Raw genomic sequence first — 14880 nt, 5'->3', positions numbered from 1 at the left:
TCCGCAGGGGCCGAACGGGGGGTGTTGCGGCGTGTCGCTGGGACAGACGGGTGGAGCGGTGACCCGGCTGGGCGGCCTGGATGGTGCGCGGCAGCGGCCTGATCGACGGTGGGTCATGTCGAGGCCGGTCTCTTCAGCTGATGACGGATCCGCTGCCCGGTCACGGCGGAAGGACACCGACATGCGCTCTGCCCGCATTCTTCTCGCTTCGGCGGCCGCCTCCGCGGCGCTCGCCTTCGCGACGCCCGGTGCCGCCCTCGCGGCGGACGGCGGAAGCCGGGACGACTCCTCGTACAGCAGCGACCACGACAGCGATTCCGGCGGCGACCGCGGCAAGGGCTCCGACAGTGGCAAGGGCTCCGACAGCGGCAACCGCGGCAAGGGTTCCGACAGCGACGACGACTCCGACAGCGGTTACGACAAGGGAAGCGGCGGCCGTGACGAGCCCCGCGGCGGCATGCACACCGGTGGCGGTGCCCTCGCGACGGTCCGCAGCGACAGCGGAGGGTCCGACGACGACAGCAGGTTCGACCCCGAGACCTACAAGGACAAGGGTGACGACGACAGCGACAGCGGTGGCGGGCGCGACAAGGGCGACTCGGGCGGCGGCGACCGCGACAGCGACAGCGGCCGTGACGAGCCGCGCGGCGGCATGCACACCGGTGGCGGCGCCCTGGCCGGTTCGGGTGTCACCACGGGCGGCCTCGCCGTACTCGCCGTAGGCGTCACCGGCCTGTACGCGCTGCGCCGCAGGACCGGCGGCTCGGCCTCCTGACCGTCCCCGTGTCCCGTATCCCGGGTGCTGCGGCCGCCGCCGGCGCTTTCCGTGCCGGCGGCCCGCGCCACCCGCAGTCCGGTCCCTGTGCTGCCGTGCCCGAGTGAGGTGGTGTCCGATGGCAGCAGATCCCTCCTCCCCGCGCTCCGCCGCACCGGCGTCGCACGAGCAGAACCCGGGCCGCGGCGGGCGGCTGACGCTGTGGGGTGTGGCGATCGTCGTCCTCGCATTCAGCGTGCTCGGCGGCCACCGCGGTACGCACGACGCCTCCGGCACCTTCCGGGCCGGCGGCGCGACGACCGACCCGGCCAAGGCGGGCCAGGCGCTGCCCCATTCCGCGCCCACCCGGCTGCGCATCCCGAAGATCACCGTGGACGCCCCCTTCACCGCCCTCGTCATCGGCGCCTCGGGCCAGCTCGAGCCCCCGCCGGCCGGCAACACCAACCTGGTCGGCTGGTACTCCAAGGGCGTCTCACCCGGCGAGAAGGGCACCTCGATCATCGCCGGGCACGTGGACACCACGACCTCCGCGGCCGTCTTCGCCAACCTCGACGACCTGGAGCGAGGCGACCGGTTCTCCGTGGAACGGGCCGACGGCCGTACGGCGAACTTCGTCGTGGACAGCGCCGAGACCTTCGAGAAGGACGACTTCCCCAGCAAGCGCGTGTACGACGACGCGGCCCGCCCCGAGGTACGGCTCATCACCTGCGCGGGCGACTACGACCACTCGGCCAAGGACTACACGGAGAACCTGGTGGTCTTCGCCCATCTCGTGTGACGCGGCGGTGCCGGCCCCGCCGGGTACGGGCCGGCGGCCCGGTGCGGCGCCTGCCGGGGGCGTGGGGCCGCCAGGGCTCGACGGCTCAGCTGGCGGAGGCCGCGAAGGGGGCGCCCGGTCCGAAGGCCAGCTCGGCGAAGCGCTCGCCGATGCGGCGGTGCGCGGCGGCGTCCGGGTGGAGGCCGTCGGGCAGCGGCAGCTCGGCGAAGTCGGCGGCCCCGTACAGGTCGCGTCCGTCGAGCAGGTGCAGGTTCTGGTCCGCGGCGGCCCGCTCCCGCACGATCCGGGCCAGTTCCTCCCGGATGACGTTCAACGTCAGCTTCCCCTGGGCCCGTTCCGCGGGGTCCCCGCAGGCCCGGAACCGCAGCCGCCCGGAGCTCAGGGCGGCGAAGTCCGGTGCGCTGGGGCCCGGTGTGTCCTCGTGGATGGGGCACAGGATCGGTGACACCACGAGCAGGGGGGTGTCGGGGTGTCCCTCGCGGACGGTGTCCAGGAAGCCGTGGACCGCGGGGCCGAAGGCGCGCAGCCGCATGAGGTCCGCGTTGACCAGGTTGATGCCGAGCTTGAGGCTGATCAGGTCGGCGGGCGTGTCGCGCAGTGTGCGAGCGGTGAACGGGTCGAGCAGGGCGCTGCCGCCCAGCCCGAGGTTGATGAGCTCCACCCCGCCGAGCGAGGCGGCGAGCGCCGGCCAGGTGGTGGTCGGGGTCGCGGCGTCGGAGCCGTGACTGATGGAACTGCCGTGATGCAGCCACACCTTGCGGCCCCGGTCCGGCGCGGGCTCCACGGGCGCGTCGGTGCGCAGGGCGACCAGCTCGGTGGTCTCGTTGTGGGGCAGCCAGATCTCGACGTCCTTGGCGTGGCCCGGCAGGCCGGTGAAGCGGACGGTCCCCACCGGGCCGGACCGCAGCTCGGCGGAGCCGGTGGTCAGGTCGATCTCCAGGGTGTCGCCGCCGCTGACGCTCGCGGCGCCGGCCGGGCGTCCGTCGACGAGGAGGTCGTACACGCCGTCCGGGCGCGGCGGGGCCCCGGCGTAGACGCGCTTGGTCGCCAGGGTGTCCAGCTCGACGGCGGTGGCGCGGGTACGGAAGACCAGCCGTACGCCGGAGGGCTGGGATTCCGCCATGAGCAGCTGCGGGTCGGCGCACTGGGCGCGGGCCCAGGCGGGCAGCCGGTGCGGGAGCAGCCCGCGCGGGGTGCGCTCGAGGTCCTGGGCGCCGCGCACGAGGGCGGCGGTGAGCGGCGTGGTGATCCAGGCGTACGGCGTGGTGGGCGTGGGCGTGGTGGGCATGAGTGAGCCTGTCGAGGAGTCGGGAAGGTCGTGAGGCGGGGCACCCGGTGGGGGAGCGGAGGCGGTCAGGGCGCCGGCCAGCCGCGCAGCAGGGTGTCGAGGCCGTCGAGGATCCGCGTCCACGACTCCTCGGAGTCCGGCGCGCTGTGACTGAACCCGCCGGCCGACTCCAGGGTGACGTAACCCTGGAACACGCTGCCCAGCAGGCGTACCGCGTGCGTCTGGTCGGGTTCGGCCAGGTCGTAGCCGCGCAGGATCGCCCGGGTCATCTCCGCGTGCCGCCCGCCGGCGCTCGCGGCGGCCGTCTCCGGGTCCAGCCGGTACCGGGCCGCCTCGTAACGGCCGGGGTGTTCCCGGGCGTATTCGCGGTAGGCGTTCGCGAAGGCGGTCAGGGCGTCCTTGCCTGCCCGGCCCGCGAGGGCGTCGGCGGCCCGGTCGGCCAGCTCCTCCAGGGCGAGCAGGGCGATCCCGCTCTTCAGGTCGTGCGAGTTGCGCACATGCGAGTACAGGCTCGCGACCTTCACGTCGAACCGCCGGGCCAGCGCCGACACCGTCACCTGCTCGAAGCCGGCCTCGTCGGCCAGCTCCGCTCCCGCCCGCACCAGACGCTCCGTCGTCAGACCCGCACGCGCCATGAAGTACCTCCCATTGTCCAGAAGCGATTATGCGTGCGCCTAAAACCTTTAGGCAAATACAGCGAGGCTGTAGTCGGGTGGAGGGTCGCGACCGGCGCGGGTGGAGGCACAATGGACCGGCCGTGGACGGGAACGGGGGAGTGGAGCGAATGGAGCTGGAGCTTCGGCATCTGCGTGTGCTGTGCGCGATCGCCGACACGGGCAGTGTGGGCCGCGCCGCCGCGCTGCTGGGTTACACGCAGCCGGCTGTGAGCACCCAGCTCAGGCGCATCGAGCGCCATCTGGGCGAGCCGCTCTTCGACCGGGACGCGAGCGGCGCGCGGGCGACGCCGTACGGCGCCGAGGTCGTGGCTCAGGCACGTGACGTGCTGGCCCGCGCCGACGCCATCGGTCACCGCCCGGCCGCGGCCCGCGCGCGCCGGACGCTGCGCGTGGCCGCGACCAACTCACCCATGCTCTCGGGCACGATGTCCCGCGCCCGCACCCGGCTGCCGGAACTGTCCCTGACCATGACCAGCGTCTACGCCTCCTCGCGCATCGTGGAACTGCTGGAGGAGGGCGCGGCCGACGTGGCCATCGCCGCCGACTACCCGGGCATGGAACTGCGTCACTCGGCCGCCGTCAGGCACCGCGGGATCGTCACCGAGCCGACCTTCGTCGCCCTGCCGGCCCGGCACCGCCTGCGCCAGTGCGCGCAGGTCCAGCTCGCGGACCTGGCCGCCGACGAGTGGTTCCTGACCCCGGACGACGGCGCGGGCTGGCCCGGCGTGTTCCACGACGCCTGCGCGGCCGCCGGGTTCGCCCCGGTCGCCGTGCACGAGTTCCTCGGCGACCCGACCCAGCTGCAGAGCATGATCGCGGACGGCCTCGGTGTCTCCATGGTGCAGCCGACGCTGCGCCCCATCCCGAACGTCCTGGTCAAGCCGCTGGCCGGCTCGCCCCTGTGGTGCCGGTACGTGCTCGCGTGGCGGCCCGACGCGGTCACGGACGACGTGGTGGACGCGCTGTTCCAGTCGGCCACCGCCGCCTACCGCGATCTCGTCGCCCAGGCACCGCACCTGAGGGCCTGGGCCTCCCGCACCTGGACCGGCGCGGGGGCGTAGCGGGCGCGGAGGCACCGGCCTTATCGGACGAGACGCCTCCCCGCGCACGCACGCGCCCACTCCCGCGCACGCCCCCCCCGCGAACGCACGCGGCCGCCGACCGGAACCCCGGTCGGCGGCCGCGTGCGTACCGTGTCGGTGAGCCCGGGGCGTCAGACCGCCGTGGCCGGGTACGTCGGGTATTCCACGCCCGAGACGTGCTGGACGACCCGGACGACCTGGCACGAGTAGCCGAACTCGTTGTCGTACCAGAGGTAGAGGATCGCGTTGTCGCCGTCGACCTTGAGGGCGCCGGCGTCGACGATCGAGGCGTGGCGCGAGCCGATGAAGTCGCTGGAGACCGCGTCGGGCGCCGTGGTGAAGTCGATCTGGCGCTTGAGCGGCGAGGTCAGCGAGATGTCCCGCAGGTAGTCGTGGACGTCCTCGCGCGTGGTCTCGCGGGCCAGCCGGAGGTTGAGGATCGCGATCGAGACGTCCGGGACCGGGACGCGGATCGAGCTGCCGGTGATCGGAGCCTTGAGGTCGGGCAGCGCCTTCGCCACCGCGGACGCGGCACCGGTCTCGGTGATCACCATGTTGAGCGGCGCGGAACGGCCGCGACGCTCGGACTTGTGGTAATTGTCCAGCAGGTTCTGGTCGTTGGTGAACGAGTGGACGGTCTCCACGTGGCCGCGCAGCACGCCGTACTCGTCGTCCATGGCCTTCAGCGGGGGCACGATCGCGTTGGTGGTGCACGAGGCGCAGGACAGGATCTGCTCGTCGGGCTTGATCGTGTCGTGGTTGACGCCGTGCACGATGTTCGGGACGTCGCCCTTGCCCGGCGCGGTCAGCACGACCTTCTCGATGCCGGGGCGCAGGTGGTTGGACAGGCCCTCGCGGTCGCGCCACTTACCGGTGTTGTCGATGAGGATGGCGTCCCGGATGCCGTACTCGGTGTAGTCCACGGCGGACGGGTCGTCGGCGTAGATCACCTTGATGGCGTTGCCGTTGGCCAGGATCGTGCTGCTGTCCTCGTCCACGGTGATGGTGCCCTGGAACTGGCCGTGGATGGAGTCGCGCCGCAGCAGCGAGGCGCGCTTGACGAGGTCACCGGCGGCCCGGGGGCCTCCGCCGCGCACCACGATGGCGCGCAGCCTGAGGCCGTTGCCGGAGCCGGCCTTCTCGATCAGCAGGCGGGCGACGAGCCGGCCGATGCGGCCGAAGCCGTAGAGGACGACGTCACGCGGTTCGCGGCGCTCGATCTTGTTGGCGCCCGTGGCGCCGGCGACGGCCTCCGCGGTGAACTCCGCCACGCTCAGGCCGCGGTCGTCGGCCTTGTAGGTGGCGGCGAGCATGCCGAGGTCGATCTGCGAGGGCCCGAGGTCGAGGGTGGTCAGGGCTCGCAGGAACGGCATGGTCTCGGTGACCGACAGCTCCGCGCCGGCGATCTGCCGGGCGAAGCGGTGCGTCTTCAGGATGCTGACCACCGACTTGTTCACCAGGGAGCGGCTGTGCAGCAGGACGGTCACGTCCCGCTCGCGGTGCAGCTTCCCGATGAGCGGGATCATCGACTCCGCGATTTCCTCGCGGTGCATCCAGTTGGTGAACGAGTCGTCGTTGACAGTCACAGATCTAACTTTCGAGCTAGGCGGCGCTCATATGGTAGCCACACCCTACTTTGATCTCTCCGGGGATCTTGTGTGAGGGTCACCACGGTCCGGGTTGCCCTGATTTACGTTCCGGGTGCAGCCGGACACCTCCGGCGCCCGTCCCCGACTCCACCCCGACTCCCGTCCCCGACTCCCGTCCCCGACACCCGCCCCGGACGCCCCCGTTCCTGAATCAGGGTTAAAGACCGCGCGAAACCCGGGTCGTGGATTGCACGGCCGTGTGGGCGTGACCAAGGTCGGAGAGTGAGTACGTCTTCCGCATCCCGGCCCGAACGGGCCGCGCCGTCCGGCCTCCTCCGCCCCGCGCTGTCCCGGGTCGCACGGCCGGTGCTGCCCCGCGTCGCCCGTGGCCGGGTTCCGCGCGGCGCGCCGCTCGCGCTCGCGCTGTTCGCGGCCGTCAGGCTGGCCGGGGTCGCCGCCGTGATTGTCGGCGCCCACCTCGACGGGCACCCGGCGGGCAGGATCCTCGCCCACTCCTGGGACTCGCGCTGGTACCTGCACATCGCCACCCACGGCTACGGCCGCCTCATCTGGATCACGCCGGCCGGCGCGGTGCAGACCGACTGGGCGTTCTTCCCGCTCTATCCCGCACTCGTCCGGGCCGTGACCGTCTTCCTCCCCTTCGTCACCCCCGGCCAGGCCGGCCTGATGGTCGCCTGGGGCGCCGCGATCGTCGCGGCGTACGGCGTCTACGCCATCGGTCACCATCTGTACGGTCGTGCCGTCGCCACCGCCCTGGTCGCCCTGTGGGCCGTACTGCCGCACGCGGTCGAGCTGACCATCGCCTACACCGAATCCCTCTTCGCCGCGCTCGCCGCGTGGTCCCTGTACTGCGTGCTCAAGGGGCGCTGGCTGTGGGCCGGTGCGCTGGCCGCGCTCGCCGGTCTGGCCCGGCCGACCGGATTCGCGGTGGCGGTGGCCGTGTGCGTCGCCGCCGTGTACGAGGCGCTGCGCCGGCGCGGCCGGGTACCGGCCCGGCTGTGGGCGGGTGCCCTGCTCGCCCCGCTGGGCTGGCTCGGCTACGTGCTCTGCGTGGGGCTACGGACCGGCGACCTGCTCGGGGGGTACTTCCGGGTGCAGAGCGCCTGGGACTCGCGCTTCGACTTCGGTGCCGGCGCCGTGCGCTTCCTCGGGGCGCTGTTCCTGTACGGCGGAGGCGTCGTCTACCCGATGGCGCTGGTGATCGTCGTCGTCTGCCTGGTGCTGTTCGGGCTGCTCTGCCTGGACCGTGCCCCGCTCGTCCTCGTCGTCTTCGCGGGCGTCCTGATCCTGCTCGTCATCGGCGGCTCCGGCTCCTTCTCCTCCAAGCCGCGCTTCCTGCTGCCCGTCTTCCCGCTCCTCGTCCCGCCGGCCCGGGCCCTCGCCCGCAGTTGGCGGGTCCGCCCCGCCCGGGCCCTGCTGGTGGGCGGCGCCCTGGCCGTCGTATCCCTGCTCTACGGGGCCTATGTGATGGTCGTTGCCCACTCTCCGCTGTAGGGGGAGCGGGGCCGGCGGGTCGCGCGCGGAGCCGTGGAGATCGCGTTCCGCCGAGGTGCGATCACCTCATAACGGTAAAATTCAAGTGTTCGCTCTCGAAGACTCCCGCTCAGCCGGAAGTGACCGATGCACCGCAAGCGCACCACGGACGACGGCGACGAACTGCTGGCCAGGCTCGGCTGGCTCACCGCCCAGGCGCGCGAGCGGGCCGAGCTGCAGCGCGCGCAGGTCGAGCTGGCCACGGCCCTGCAACGCGGCATGCTGCCGCGGGACCTGCCCCGGGTGCCCGGCGTGCACCTGGCGGTGCGGTACGCGCCCGCCTGCCACGGCCTCAACGTGGGCGGCGACTGGTACGACGCCTTCGTGCTGACCGACGGCCGGGTCGGGCTGTGCATCGGCGACGTGCAGGGCCACAACATCGAGGCCGCCGCCTTCATGGGCCAGGTCCGAGCCGGGCTGCGCGCCCTCGCCTCCGTGACCGGCGAGCCGGGCGAACTCCTCGGCCGGACCAACGATCTGCTGATCTCCCTGGGCAGCGAACTGTTCGCCACCTGCACGTTCATCCGCCTCGACCCGGTCACGGGGATCCTCGAGAGCGCGCGGGCCGGACACATCCCGTTCGTCTGGGCCACGGCGGACGGCAAGTCCGGCGTCGTCGACGACGAGGGAGGGCCGCCGCTCGGCATCGCGAGAGGCATGGAGTACCGCGTCTCCCGGCACCGACTCACCACCGGCGGCGTGTTCGTCCTGCTCACCGACGGTGTCGTCGAGGGCCCCTCGCTCAGCGTCGACGAAGGCCTCGACCGGGTGGTCCGCCTCGCGGGCATCGCCGCCGTCGCCGGACTGGAGGCCCACGCCCTGGCCGCCGCCGTGATCAGGGGCGCGGAGAGTGTGGGACACGAGGACGATGCCGCCGTCCTCGTCGTGGGGCACGACGAACCGGGCCCGCAGCCGTAGGACGCAGCCGTGGACGCGGCGACCCGGGCCGTGCGGCCGTGCGGGCGCGGACTGCCGGGTGCGGGCGGCCGGGGGCGCGGTCCGCCGGAGACGTGGGCCGCTGGAGGCGGTGTCCGGCGTGGCAGCGGCGGCCCGCGAGCGGCCGTACCCGAGGTGCGGCCAGAGAACCCGGCCCGGTGGCACTCGCCTCGCCGATGGCGGGCCCGCGGTGTGAGATGGCGCTGTGGTGGGTTTCCCGGATCCGCGTCGGACCGGCGGCTACGTCGTCCGGGTCCTGGCCGTCGCCGCCTGCTACTACGCGGCGGGGCGGCTCGGACTGCTGCGCCGGCTCGCTGTCGACGGCGCCGTGGTCACCCCCATCTGGCCGCCCACCGGCGTCGCCGTCGCCGCCCTGCGCCCGCCCGTACCCGGAGACCGACGACCGGCCACGGCCCGGCGGAGCCAGGTGATCCGGCCTGGACGGGTGGGCCGGCGGGATCCCTCGGCCACTCGGATCGGCCGATGTCCGGCGTCCGTCGCCGGCCGATGTCCGTCGTCCTGTTGAACAGTCCAGGCTGATAAATCTAATGTTAGTAACTATGGACGTGGAGGACATGACCGCGGACGGTACCCGCCCCTCCGGCGGCCGGGCAGGGGAGCCGGGACGCTCCGGTGATCCGGGCCCACGCGGGGACACGGAACCCTCGCGGGACCCGGAACCCTCGCGGGACCCGGAGCCCTCGCGGGACCCGGAACCCTCGCCGGACCCGGAACCCTCGCCGGACCCGGAGCCCTCGCGGGAGTCGGTGTCGCTGGCCGCGGCCCTGCGGCTGGCCATGGGCCGGACGGTGCGCCGCCTGCGGCAGGCACACGCGGTGGGAGACGTCTCCCTCTCCGGCATCTCGGTGCTGGCGCGACTCGCCGCCGGGGGACCGGACTCGCCCGGTTCGCTCGCCGAACTCGAACGCGTCCGCCCCCAGGCGATGGCCACCACCCTCGCCGGTCTCGAACAGCGCGCGCTGGTCCGCCGCAGCCCCGACGCCGCCGACGGACGACGGGCCATCGTGTCGGTCACCGACGAGGGCCGGGCCATGCTGGCGGAGCGCCGTTCCGAGTCCGTCGCGCGGCTCGCCCACGCCCTCGACGAGTTCACCCCGGGGGAGCGCGAGACCCTGCGAGCCGCCCTGCCGCTCCTCGACCGACTGGCGGAACGGCTGTGAACGGGTACGGGCCCGCGCGGACGGCCACCCGTTCGGTCGGCGGCACGCGCGGGTGGCTGCTCGCCCGCTCCGCCCGCTACCGCGACACCACGCCCGGCCCCGGCTACAAGTGGGTGGCGCTGTCCAACACCACGCTCGGCGTGCTGATCGCCACGATGGACGCCTCCATCGTGATCATCTCCCTGCCGGCGATCTTCCGCGGCATCGGCCTGGATCCCCTCGCCGCGGGCAACATCGGCTATCTGCTGTGGATGATCCTCGGCTATCTGCTGGTCTCGGCCGTGCTGGTGGTCGTCCTGGGCCGGCTGGGCGACATGTTCGGCCGGGTCCGCATCTACAACCTCGGCTTCCTGGTCTTCGCCTGCGCCTCGGTCGCACTGTCCCTCGACCCGTTCCGGGCCGGAGCCGGTGCCCTGTGGCTGATCCTGTGGCGCGTCGTGCAGGCCTTCGGCGGTTCCATGCTCACCGCCAACTCCGCCGCCATCCTCACCGACGCCTTCCCCGCCCGGCAGCGCGGCATGGCCCTCGGCGTCAACCAGATCACCGCCCTCGCGGGGCAGTTCCTCGGGCTGCTCGCGGGCGGTCTGCTGGCCGCCGTCGACTGGCGCGCGGTGTTCTGGGTGAGCGTGCCCATCAGCGTCACCGGCACCATCTGGTCGTATCTGAGCCTGCGCGAGACCGCGTCCGGCGTGCGCGGCCGCGTCGACTGGCTCGGCAACATCACCTTCGCCACCGGCGCCGGCGTCCTGCTCGCCGGCATCACCTACGGCATCCAGCCCTACGGTGGCCACCCCACCGGCTGGACCAACCCCTGGGTGCTGGCGGGCCTGACCGGCGGCGTGCTCCTGCTGCTGGTGTTCTGCCTGGTCGAGACCCGGGTGGCCGAGCCCATGTTCCGGCTGTCCCTGTTCACCGTACGGTCGTTCGCCGCGGGCAACCTCGCGGCCCTGCTCACCGCGATCGCCCGGGGCGGCCTGCAGTTCATGCTCATCATCTGGCTGCAGGGCATCTGGCTGCCGCTGCACGGCTACGACTTCGAGGACACCCCGCTGTGGGCCGGCATCTTCATGCTGCCGCTGACCCTCGGCTTCCTGATAGCCGGGCCGCTCTCCGGCTACCTGTCCGACCGCTTCGGCTCCCGCCTCTTCTCCACGGCCGGCCTCATCGTCGTCGCCGGGTCCTTCCTCGGCCTGCTGGCGCTGCCCGTGAACTTCGACTACGACACGTTCGCCGCGCTGCTTCTGCTCAACGGCCTGGGCCAGGGCATGTTCTCCGCGCCCAACACCTCCTCGATCATGGGCAGCGTGCCGCCCCGCTACCGTGGCGTGGCCTCCGGGATGCGCTCGACCTTCCAGAACTCCGGCACCGCCCTGTCCATCGGCGTCTTCTTCTCGCTGATGGTGTCCGGCCTGGCCGCCTCCCTGCCCTCGGCGCTCCGTACCGGCCTCCAGGCGCACGGCGTACCCGCCGCCACCGCCCACGAGGCGGCCGGACTGCCACCGGTCAGCACCCTCTTCGCGACGTTCCTCGGCGACAACCCCATCGGGCACCTCCTCGGCGCCGGCACCCTCGGCCACCTGTCCGCGAGCCGGCAGGCCACCCTGACCGGCCACACCTTCTTCCCCGAACTGGTCTCCGGCCCCTTCCACCACGGCCTGACCATCGTCTTCGGCGTCGCCGCCGCCATGGCGCTGATCTCGGCGCTCGCCTCCGCTCTGCGAGGCGGCCACGATCGCCCGGACGACGACTCGCCGAAGGAAGCCCCGGCGGCTTCGGAGGACGCCGCGACGGCTTCGAAGGGCGCCCCGGTGGATGTCTCGAAGGGCGCCCCCGGGGGCGGCTCCGCGACCGGCCGGGCGCAGCGCCGTACGTCGTCCTCCCCCTGAACGCCTGCTCCCGCCGCGGCGCGCGGTCGGGGAGCGCGGGCCTCAGGACTTGCGGCGGCGTCGTACCAGATGCCGTACGACCAGGGCCGCGACCACGACGGCGAGCGCGATGAGGACGTAGCGCTGGTACCGGACGATCTCGTCGTACACGGTCGTGATGTGGCTGCCCGCCACATAGGCCAGGGTGGCCCAGAGGCCCACCCACAGGGCCGCGCCGAGCGCGTTGAAGGCGAGGAAACGGGGCCAGGGCATGCGCGTGGTGCCGGCGATGATGCCGTTGGCCTGGCGGAGACCGTCCACGAACCGGGCCACGGTGACGATCTTGCCGCCGTGCCGGGCGAAGAAGTTCTCGGCGGCCTCGAAGCGCTTCGGCGTGAGGAAGATGTACTTGCCCCAGCGCGTCACGAAGGCCCTGCCGCCGGTGCGGCCGATGAGATAGCCGATGTTGTCGCCGATCACGGCCGCGGCGAACGCGATCCCCGCCACGGCGTAGATGTTCAGCTCCCCGGCGCCCGCGTAGACCCCAGCCGCGAGCAGGATCGTCTCGCCCGGCGCCGGGAGCCCGAAGTCCTCCAGCAGGACCACACCGCCCACCGCCCAGTAGCCGTAGTGGCTGAGCAGCGGGGCGAGATGATCGAGTGGACCCGGGAGGGGAGGGCTCATGGAGTCACGGTACGTCGCCAGGGGCCGTACTCCGCCGAACAGACGCCATGGCCGCCTCCGGCGGAGAGCGGCGTGGCCGGCCGCTGCCGGCTCCGGGTGCCGGAGGTGGCAGCGGCCGGCCACGGGTTGGCCAAGGGTTGGCCGTGGGGTCCGCTCCGCGTCCCGGCGACGGGAGGCCGCCGGGACCCGTGCGTCAGCCGCCCAGGGTGCCCAGACGGGCGTCCCGCCACAGGTCGACGCCGCCGTCGGTGGCGTACTTGTCGATCTCGGCCAGCTCCTCGGCGCTGAAGTCGAGGTTCTCCAGCGCCGCCACGTTCTGCTCCAGCTGCTCGACGCGGGAGGCGCCGATGACCAGCGAGGTGACCCGCTCGTCGCGCAGCGCCCAGGCCAGCGCCATCTGGGCCAGGGTCTGCCCGCGCCGGGCGGCGATGTCGTTCAGGGCGTTGAGCCGCTGCCGCATGTCCTCCGTGAGCCAGGCCGGGTCGAACGACTTGCCCTGCGCGGCCCGCGAGTCGCCGGGGACGCCGTCCAGGTAACGGCCGGTCAGCAGGCCCTGGGCGAGCGCCGTGAAGCCGATGACGCCGAAGCCCTCCTCCTCGGCCGCGTCCAGCAGGCCGTCGGTCTCGATCCAGCGGTTGAGCATGCTGTACGACGGCTGGTGGATCAGCATCGGCGTGCCCAGCTCGCGCAGGATGGCGGCCGCCTGCCGGGTGCGCTCGGCGTCGTAGGAGGAGATGCCGACGTACAGGGCCTTGCCCTGGCGGACGGCGGTGTCGAGCGCGCCCATCGTCTCCTCCAGCGGCGTGCTCGCGTCCAGCCGGTGGGAGTAGAAGATGTCCACGTAGTCCAGGCCCATGCGCTTGAGGGACTGGTCGAGCGAGGCCAGGACGTACTTGCGGGAGCCGCCGCCCTGCCCGTAGGGGCCCGGCCACATGTCCCAGCCCGCCTTGGTGGAGATCACCATCTCGTCCCGGTACGGCGCCAGGTCCTGCTTCATCAGCCGGCCGAAGTTGATCTCCGCCGAGCCGTAGGGCGGGCCGTAGTTGTTCGCCAGGTCGTGGTGGGTGATGCCCAGGTCGAAGGCGCGCAGGGCGATCTCGCGCTGCGTCTCGAAGGGGCGGTCGTCGCCGAAGTTGTGCCAGTAGCCCAGGGACAGGAGCGGAAGGTCCAGTCCCGAGCGACCGGTGCGCCGGTAGCGCATGGTGCCGTTGTAGCGCTCGGGGTCCGCGACGTGGTTCATCGGGTCTTCTCCGGGTGATGCCGTAGGGGTGCCCTTTGTATGTGAAAGGGTCCCCTCCACCCTGCGCCTTCAAGATTCGTAAGTCCAACCACTGCCCGTCATGGGATTGAGCACCGGGGCTTCTGAATCGTTCGCGGGGTCCCCGCGGCGGGCTGTCATGCTGGGAGGCGTGGCCGGGCGGCCGTCCGATCGGCGACCCCACGCCCTGTCCGATCCTACGAACTTCTCGCGCGACGGGTTACCGGTCTCGCCCGCACTTGATAGGAAACTTTCCTACCAGTGCGTGACAGAGCAACTCCCCACCCCCCACCCCTCCTTGGAGTCCCTGTGGTGCACGCAGACCGCGAAACGGCAGCCCACGCTTCCACCCCGCACCTGCCCGGAATCTCCCGCCGGGCCGTCGTCGCCGCGCTCGGTGTCGTGGCGTCCGGCACCCTGCTCGGCGCTTCCCGGTGCGCCGCGGCCGCGCCCGCACCGGCGGCCGCGCCGGACCTCGACGATCCCGCGAAGAAGGAGATCGCCATGCGCCTGGTCTCCAGCGCCGAGAACTCCTCGCTCGACTGGAAGGCCCAGTACAAGTACATCGAGGACATCGACGACGGCCGCGGCTACACCGCCGGCATCATCGGCTTCTGCTCCGGCACCGGCGACATGCTCGACCTCGTACAGCTCTACGCCGACCGCAGGCCCGGCAACGTCCTGGCCCGGTACCTGCCCGCCCTGCGCGAGGTCGACGGCACCGACTCGCACGACGGTCTGGACCCGAACTACCCCAGGGACTGGCGCAAGGCCGCCCAGGACACCGTGTTCCAGCAGGCCCAGAACGACGAACGCGACCGCGTCTACTTCGACCCCGCCGTGACCCGGGGCAAGTCGGACGGCCTGCGCGCCCTCGGCCAGTTCGTCTACTACGACGCCATCGTGATGCACGGCGACGGCGGCGACCCCACCAGCTTCTCCGGCATCCGCGAGCGGGCCCTGCGCACCGCCGTACCCCCTGCGCGGGGCGGCGACGAGACGACGTACCTGGGCGCCTTCCTCGACGCCAGGGTCTGGGCCATGAAACAGGAGGAGGCCCACAGCGACACCACCAGGGTCGACACCGAACAGCGGGTCTTCCTGCGCAACGGCAACCTCGATCTCCGCACACCGCTGGACTGGAAGGTGTACGGCGACAGTTACCACATCGGCTGAGGACGGCGGCCCCGGCTCCGGCGCGTGCCGGGGCCGG

13 protein-coding genes and 1 pseudogene are annotated in these 14880 nt (G+C 72.5%); 9 read left to right on the top strand and 5 right to left on the bottom strand.

Translation table 11 applies throughout. From position 1 onward, the window contains the following. Window positions 1-181: 181 nt before the first annotated feature. Window positions 182-775 carry a hypothetical protein gene (locus OIB37_RS02540; RefSeq protein ID WP_330455843.1) on the top strand — a complete coding sequence of 198 codons (594 nt, stop codon included), beginning with the start codon at window positions 182-184 and terminating at the stop codon, window positions 773-775. A gap of 118 nt (window positions 776-893) precedes the next feature. Beyond that, window positions 894-1553 carry a class F sortase gene (locus OIB37_RS02535; RefSeq protein WP_330455842.1) on the top strand — a complete coding sequence of 220 codons (660 nt, stop codon included), beginning with the start codon at window positions 894-896 and terminating at the stop codon, window positions 1551-1553. An 85-nt stretch (window positions 1554-1638) separates the two neighbouring features. On the opposite strand, the gene OIB37_RS02530 is transcribed toward OIB37_RS02535, so the two are convergent. Both OIB37_RS02530 and OIB37_RS02525 read right to left on the bottom strand, forming a co-directional pair. Beyond that, window positions 1639-2841 carry a GDSL-type esterase/lipase family protein gene (locus OIB37_RS02530; RefSeq protein WP_330455841.1) on the bottom strand — a complete coding sequence of 401 codons (1203 nt, stop codon included), beginning with the start codon at window positions 2839-2841 and terminating at the stop codon, window positions 1639-1641. A gap of 65 nt (window positions 2842-2906) precedes the next feature. After that, window positions 2907-3476 (bottom strand): TetR/AcrR family transcriptional regulator, encoded by a 570-nt coding sequence (locus OIB37_RS02525; protein WP_330455840.1) that lies wholly within the window; start codon window positions 3474-3476, stop codon window positions 2907-2909. Between the two features lie 149 nt (window positions 3477-3625). Here OIB37_RS02525 and OIB37_RS02520 point away from each other — a divergent pair, with 149 nt between their 5' ends. Further along, the gene (locus OIB37_RS02520; RefSeq protein ID WP_330455839.1) at window positions 3626-4579 is read left to right on the top strand and encodes a LysR family transcriptional regulator; all 954 of its coding nucleotides are present in this window, start codon (window positions 3626-3628) and stop codon (window positions 4577-4579) included. Window positions 4580-4731: 152 nt separating this feature from the next. On the opposite strand, the gene OIB37_RS02515 is transcribed toward OIB37_RS02520, so the two are convergent. Continuing rightward, window positions 4732-6186, bottom strand: coding sequence for a glyceraldehyde-3-phosphate dehydrogenase (locus tag OIB37_RS02515; protein ID WP_330455838.1), 1455 nt, complete (start codon window positions 6184-6186; stop codon window positions 4732-4734). Between the two features lie 285 nt (window positions 6187-6471). Here OIB37_RS02515 and OIB37_RS02510 point away from each other — a divergent pair, with 285 nt between their 5' ends. The 5 genes and pseudogenes from OIB37_RS02510 (at window position 6472) to OIB37_RS02495 (ending at window position 11746) form a co-directional block, all read left to right on the top strand. Continuing rightward, a complete protein-coding gene (locus OIB37_RS02510; RefSeq protein WP_330455837.1) occupies window positions 6472-7704 on the top strand; it encodes a hypothetical protein in 1233 nt (410 codons plus the stop codon). Window positions 7705-7830: 126 nt separating this feature from the next. Next, the gene (locus OIB37_RS02505) at window positions 7831-8661 is read left to right on the top strand and encodes a PP2C family protein-serine/threonine phosphatase (protein WP_330455836.1); all 831 of its coding nucleotides are present in this window, start codon (window positions 7831-7833) and stop codon (window positions 8659-8661) included. A gap of 223 nt (window positions 8662-8884) precedes the next feature. Beyond that, window positions 8885-9055, top strand: a pseudogene (locus OIB37_RS36235) (MASE1 domain-containing protein); the annotation flags it as partial. 199 nt (window positions 9056-9254) lie between these two features. Continuing rightward, window positions 9255-9860, top strand: a complete 606-nt coding sequence (locus OIB37_RS02500; protein ID WP_330455835.1) for a MarR family winged helix-turn-helix transcriptional regulator — start codon at window positions 9255-9257, stop codon at window positions 9858-9860. Window positions 9861-10015: 155 nt separating this feature from the next. Beyond that, window positions 10016-11746, top strand: a complete 1731-nt coding sequence (locus OIB37_RS02495; RefSeq protein WP_443058250.1) for an MFS transporter — start codon at window positions 10016-10018, stop codon at window positions 11744-11746. 42 nt (window positions 11747-11788) lie between these two features. Here the strand turns inward: OIB37_RS02495 and OIB37_RS02490 are convergent, their stop codons facing one another. Next, the gene (locus tag OIB37_RS02490) at window positions 11789-12409 is read right to left on the bottom strand and encodes a DedA family protein (RefSeq protein WP_330455834.1); all 621 of its coding nucleotides are present in this window, start codon (window positions 12407-12409) and stop codon (window positions 11789-11791) included. Window positions 12410-12602: 193 nt separating this feature from the next. After that, a complete protein-coding gene (gene mgrA / locus OIB37_RS02485) occupies window positions 12603-13649 on the bottom strand; it encodes an L-glyceraldehyde 3-phosphate reductase (protein WP_330455833.1) in 1047 nt (348 codons plus the stop codon). Window positions 13650-13976: 327 nt separating this feature from the next. Between mgrA and OIB37_RS02480 the strand changes: the two genes are divergently transcribed. After that, complete coding sequence (locus OIB37_RS02480; protein ID WP_330455832.1) at window positions 13977-14843, top strand: chitosanase; 867 nt, start codon at window positions 13977-13979, stop codon at window positions 14841-14843. Window positions 14844-14880: the final 37 nt, after the last annotated feature.

Source organism: Streptomyces sp. NBC_00820, assembly GCF_036347055.1.
Taxonomy (GTDB): Bacteria; Actinomycetota; Actinomycetes; order Streptomycetales; family Streptomycetaceae; genus Streptomyces.
The sequence above is the reverse complement of the archived record's forward strand: the minus strand, read 5'-3'. Positions and strand labels throughout refer to the sequence as shown.

Bases quoted from the DNA above. Each gene is read 5' to 3' on its own strand.
- OIB37_RS02540 (WP_330455843.1), top strand. From the start codon at position 182: ATGCGCTCTGCCCGCATTCTTCTCGCTTCGGCGGCCGCCTCCGCGGCG.
- OIB37_RS02535 (WP_330455842.1), top strand. From the start codon at position 894: ATGGCAGCAGATCCCTCCTCCCCGCGCTCCGCCGCACCGGCGTCGCAC.
- OIB37_RS02530 (WP_330455841.1), bottom strand. From the start codon at position 2,841: ATGCCCACCACGCCCACGCCCACCACGCCGTACGCCTGGATCACCACG.
- OIB37_RS02525 (WP_330455840.1), bottom strand. From the start codon at position 3,476: ATGGCGCGTGCGGGTCTGACGACGGAGCGTCTGGTGCGGGCGGGAGCG.
- OIB37_RS02520 (WP_330455839.1), top strand. From the start codon at position 3,626: ATGGAGCTGGAGCTTCGGCATCTGCGTGTGCTGTGCGCGATCGCCGAC.
- OIB37_RS02505 (WP_330455836.1), top strand. From the start codon at position 7,831: ATGCACCGCAAGCGCACCACGGACGACGGCGACGAACTGCTGGCCAGG.
- OIB37_RS02500 (WP_330455835.1), top strand. From the start codon at position 9,255: ATGACCGCGGACGGTACCCGCCCCTCCGGCGGCCGGGCAGGGGAGCCG.
- OIB37_RS02495 (WP_443058250.1), top strand. From the start codon at position 10,016: ATGGACGCCTCCATCGTGATCATCTCCCTGCCGGCGATCTTCCGCGGC.
- OIB37_RS02490 (WP_330455834.1), bottom strand. From the start codon at position 12,409: ATGAGCCCTCCCCTCCCGGGTCCACTCGATCATCTCGCCCCGCTGCTC.
- mgrA (WP_330455833.1), bottom strand. From the start codon at position 13,649: ATGAACCACGTCGCGGACCCCGAGCGCTACAACGGCACCATGCGCTAC.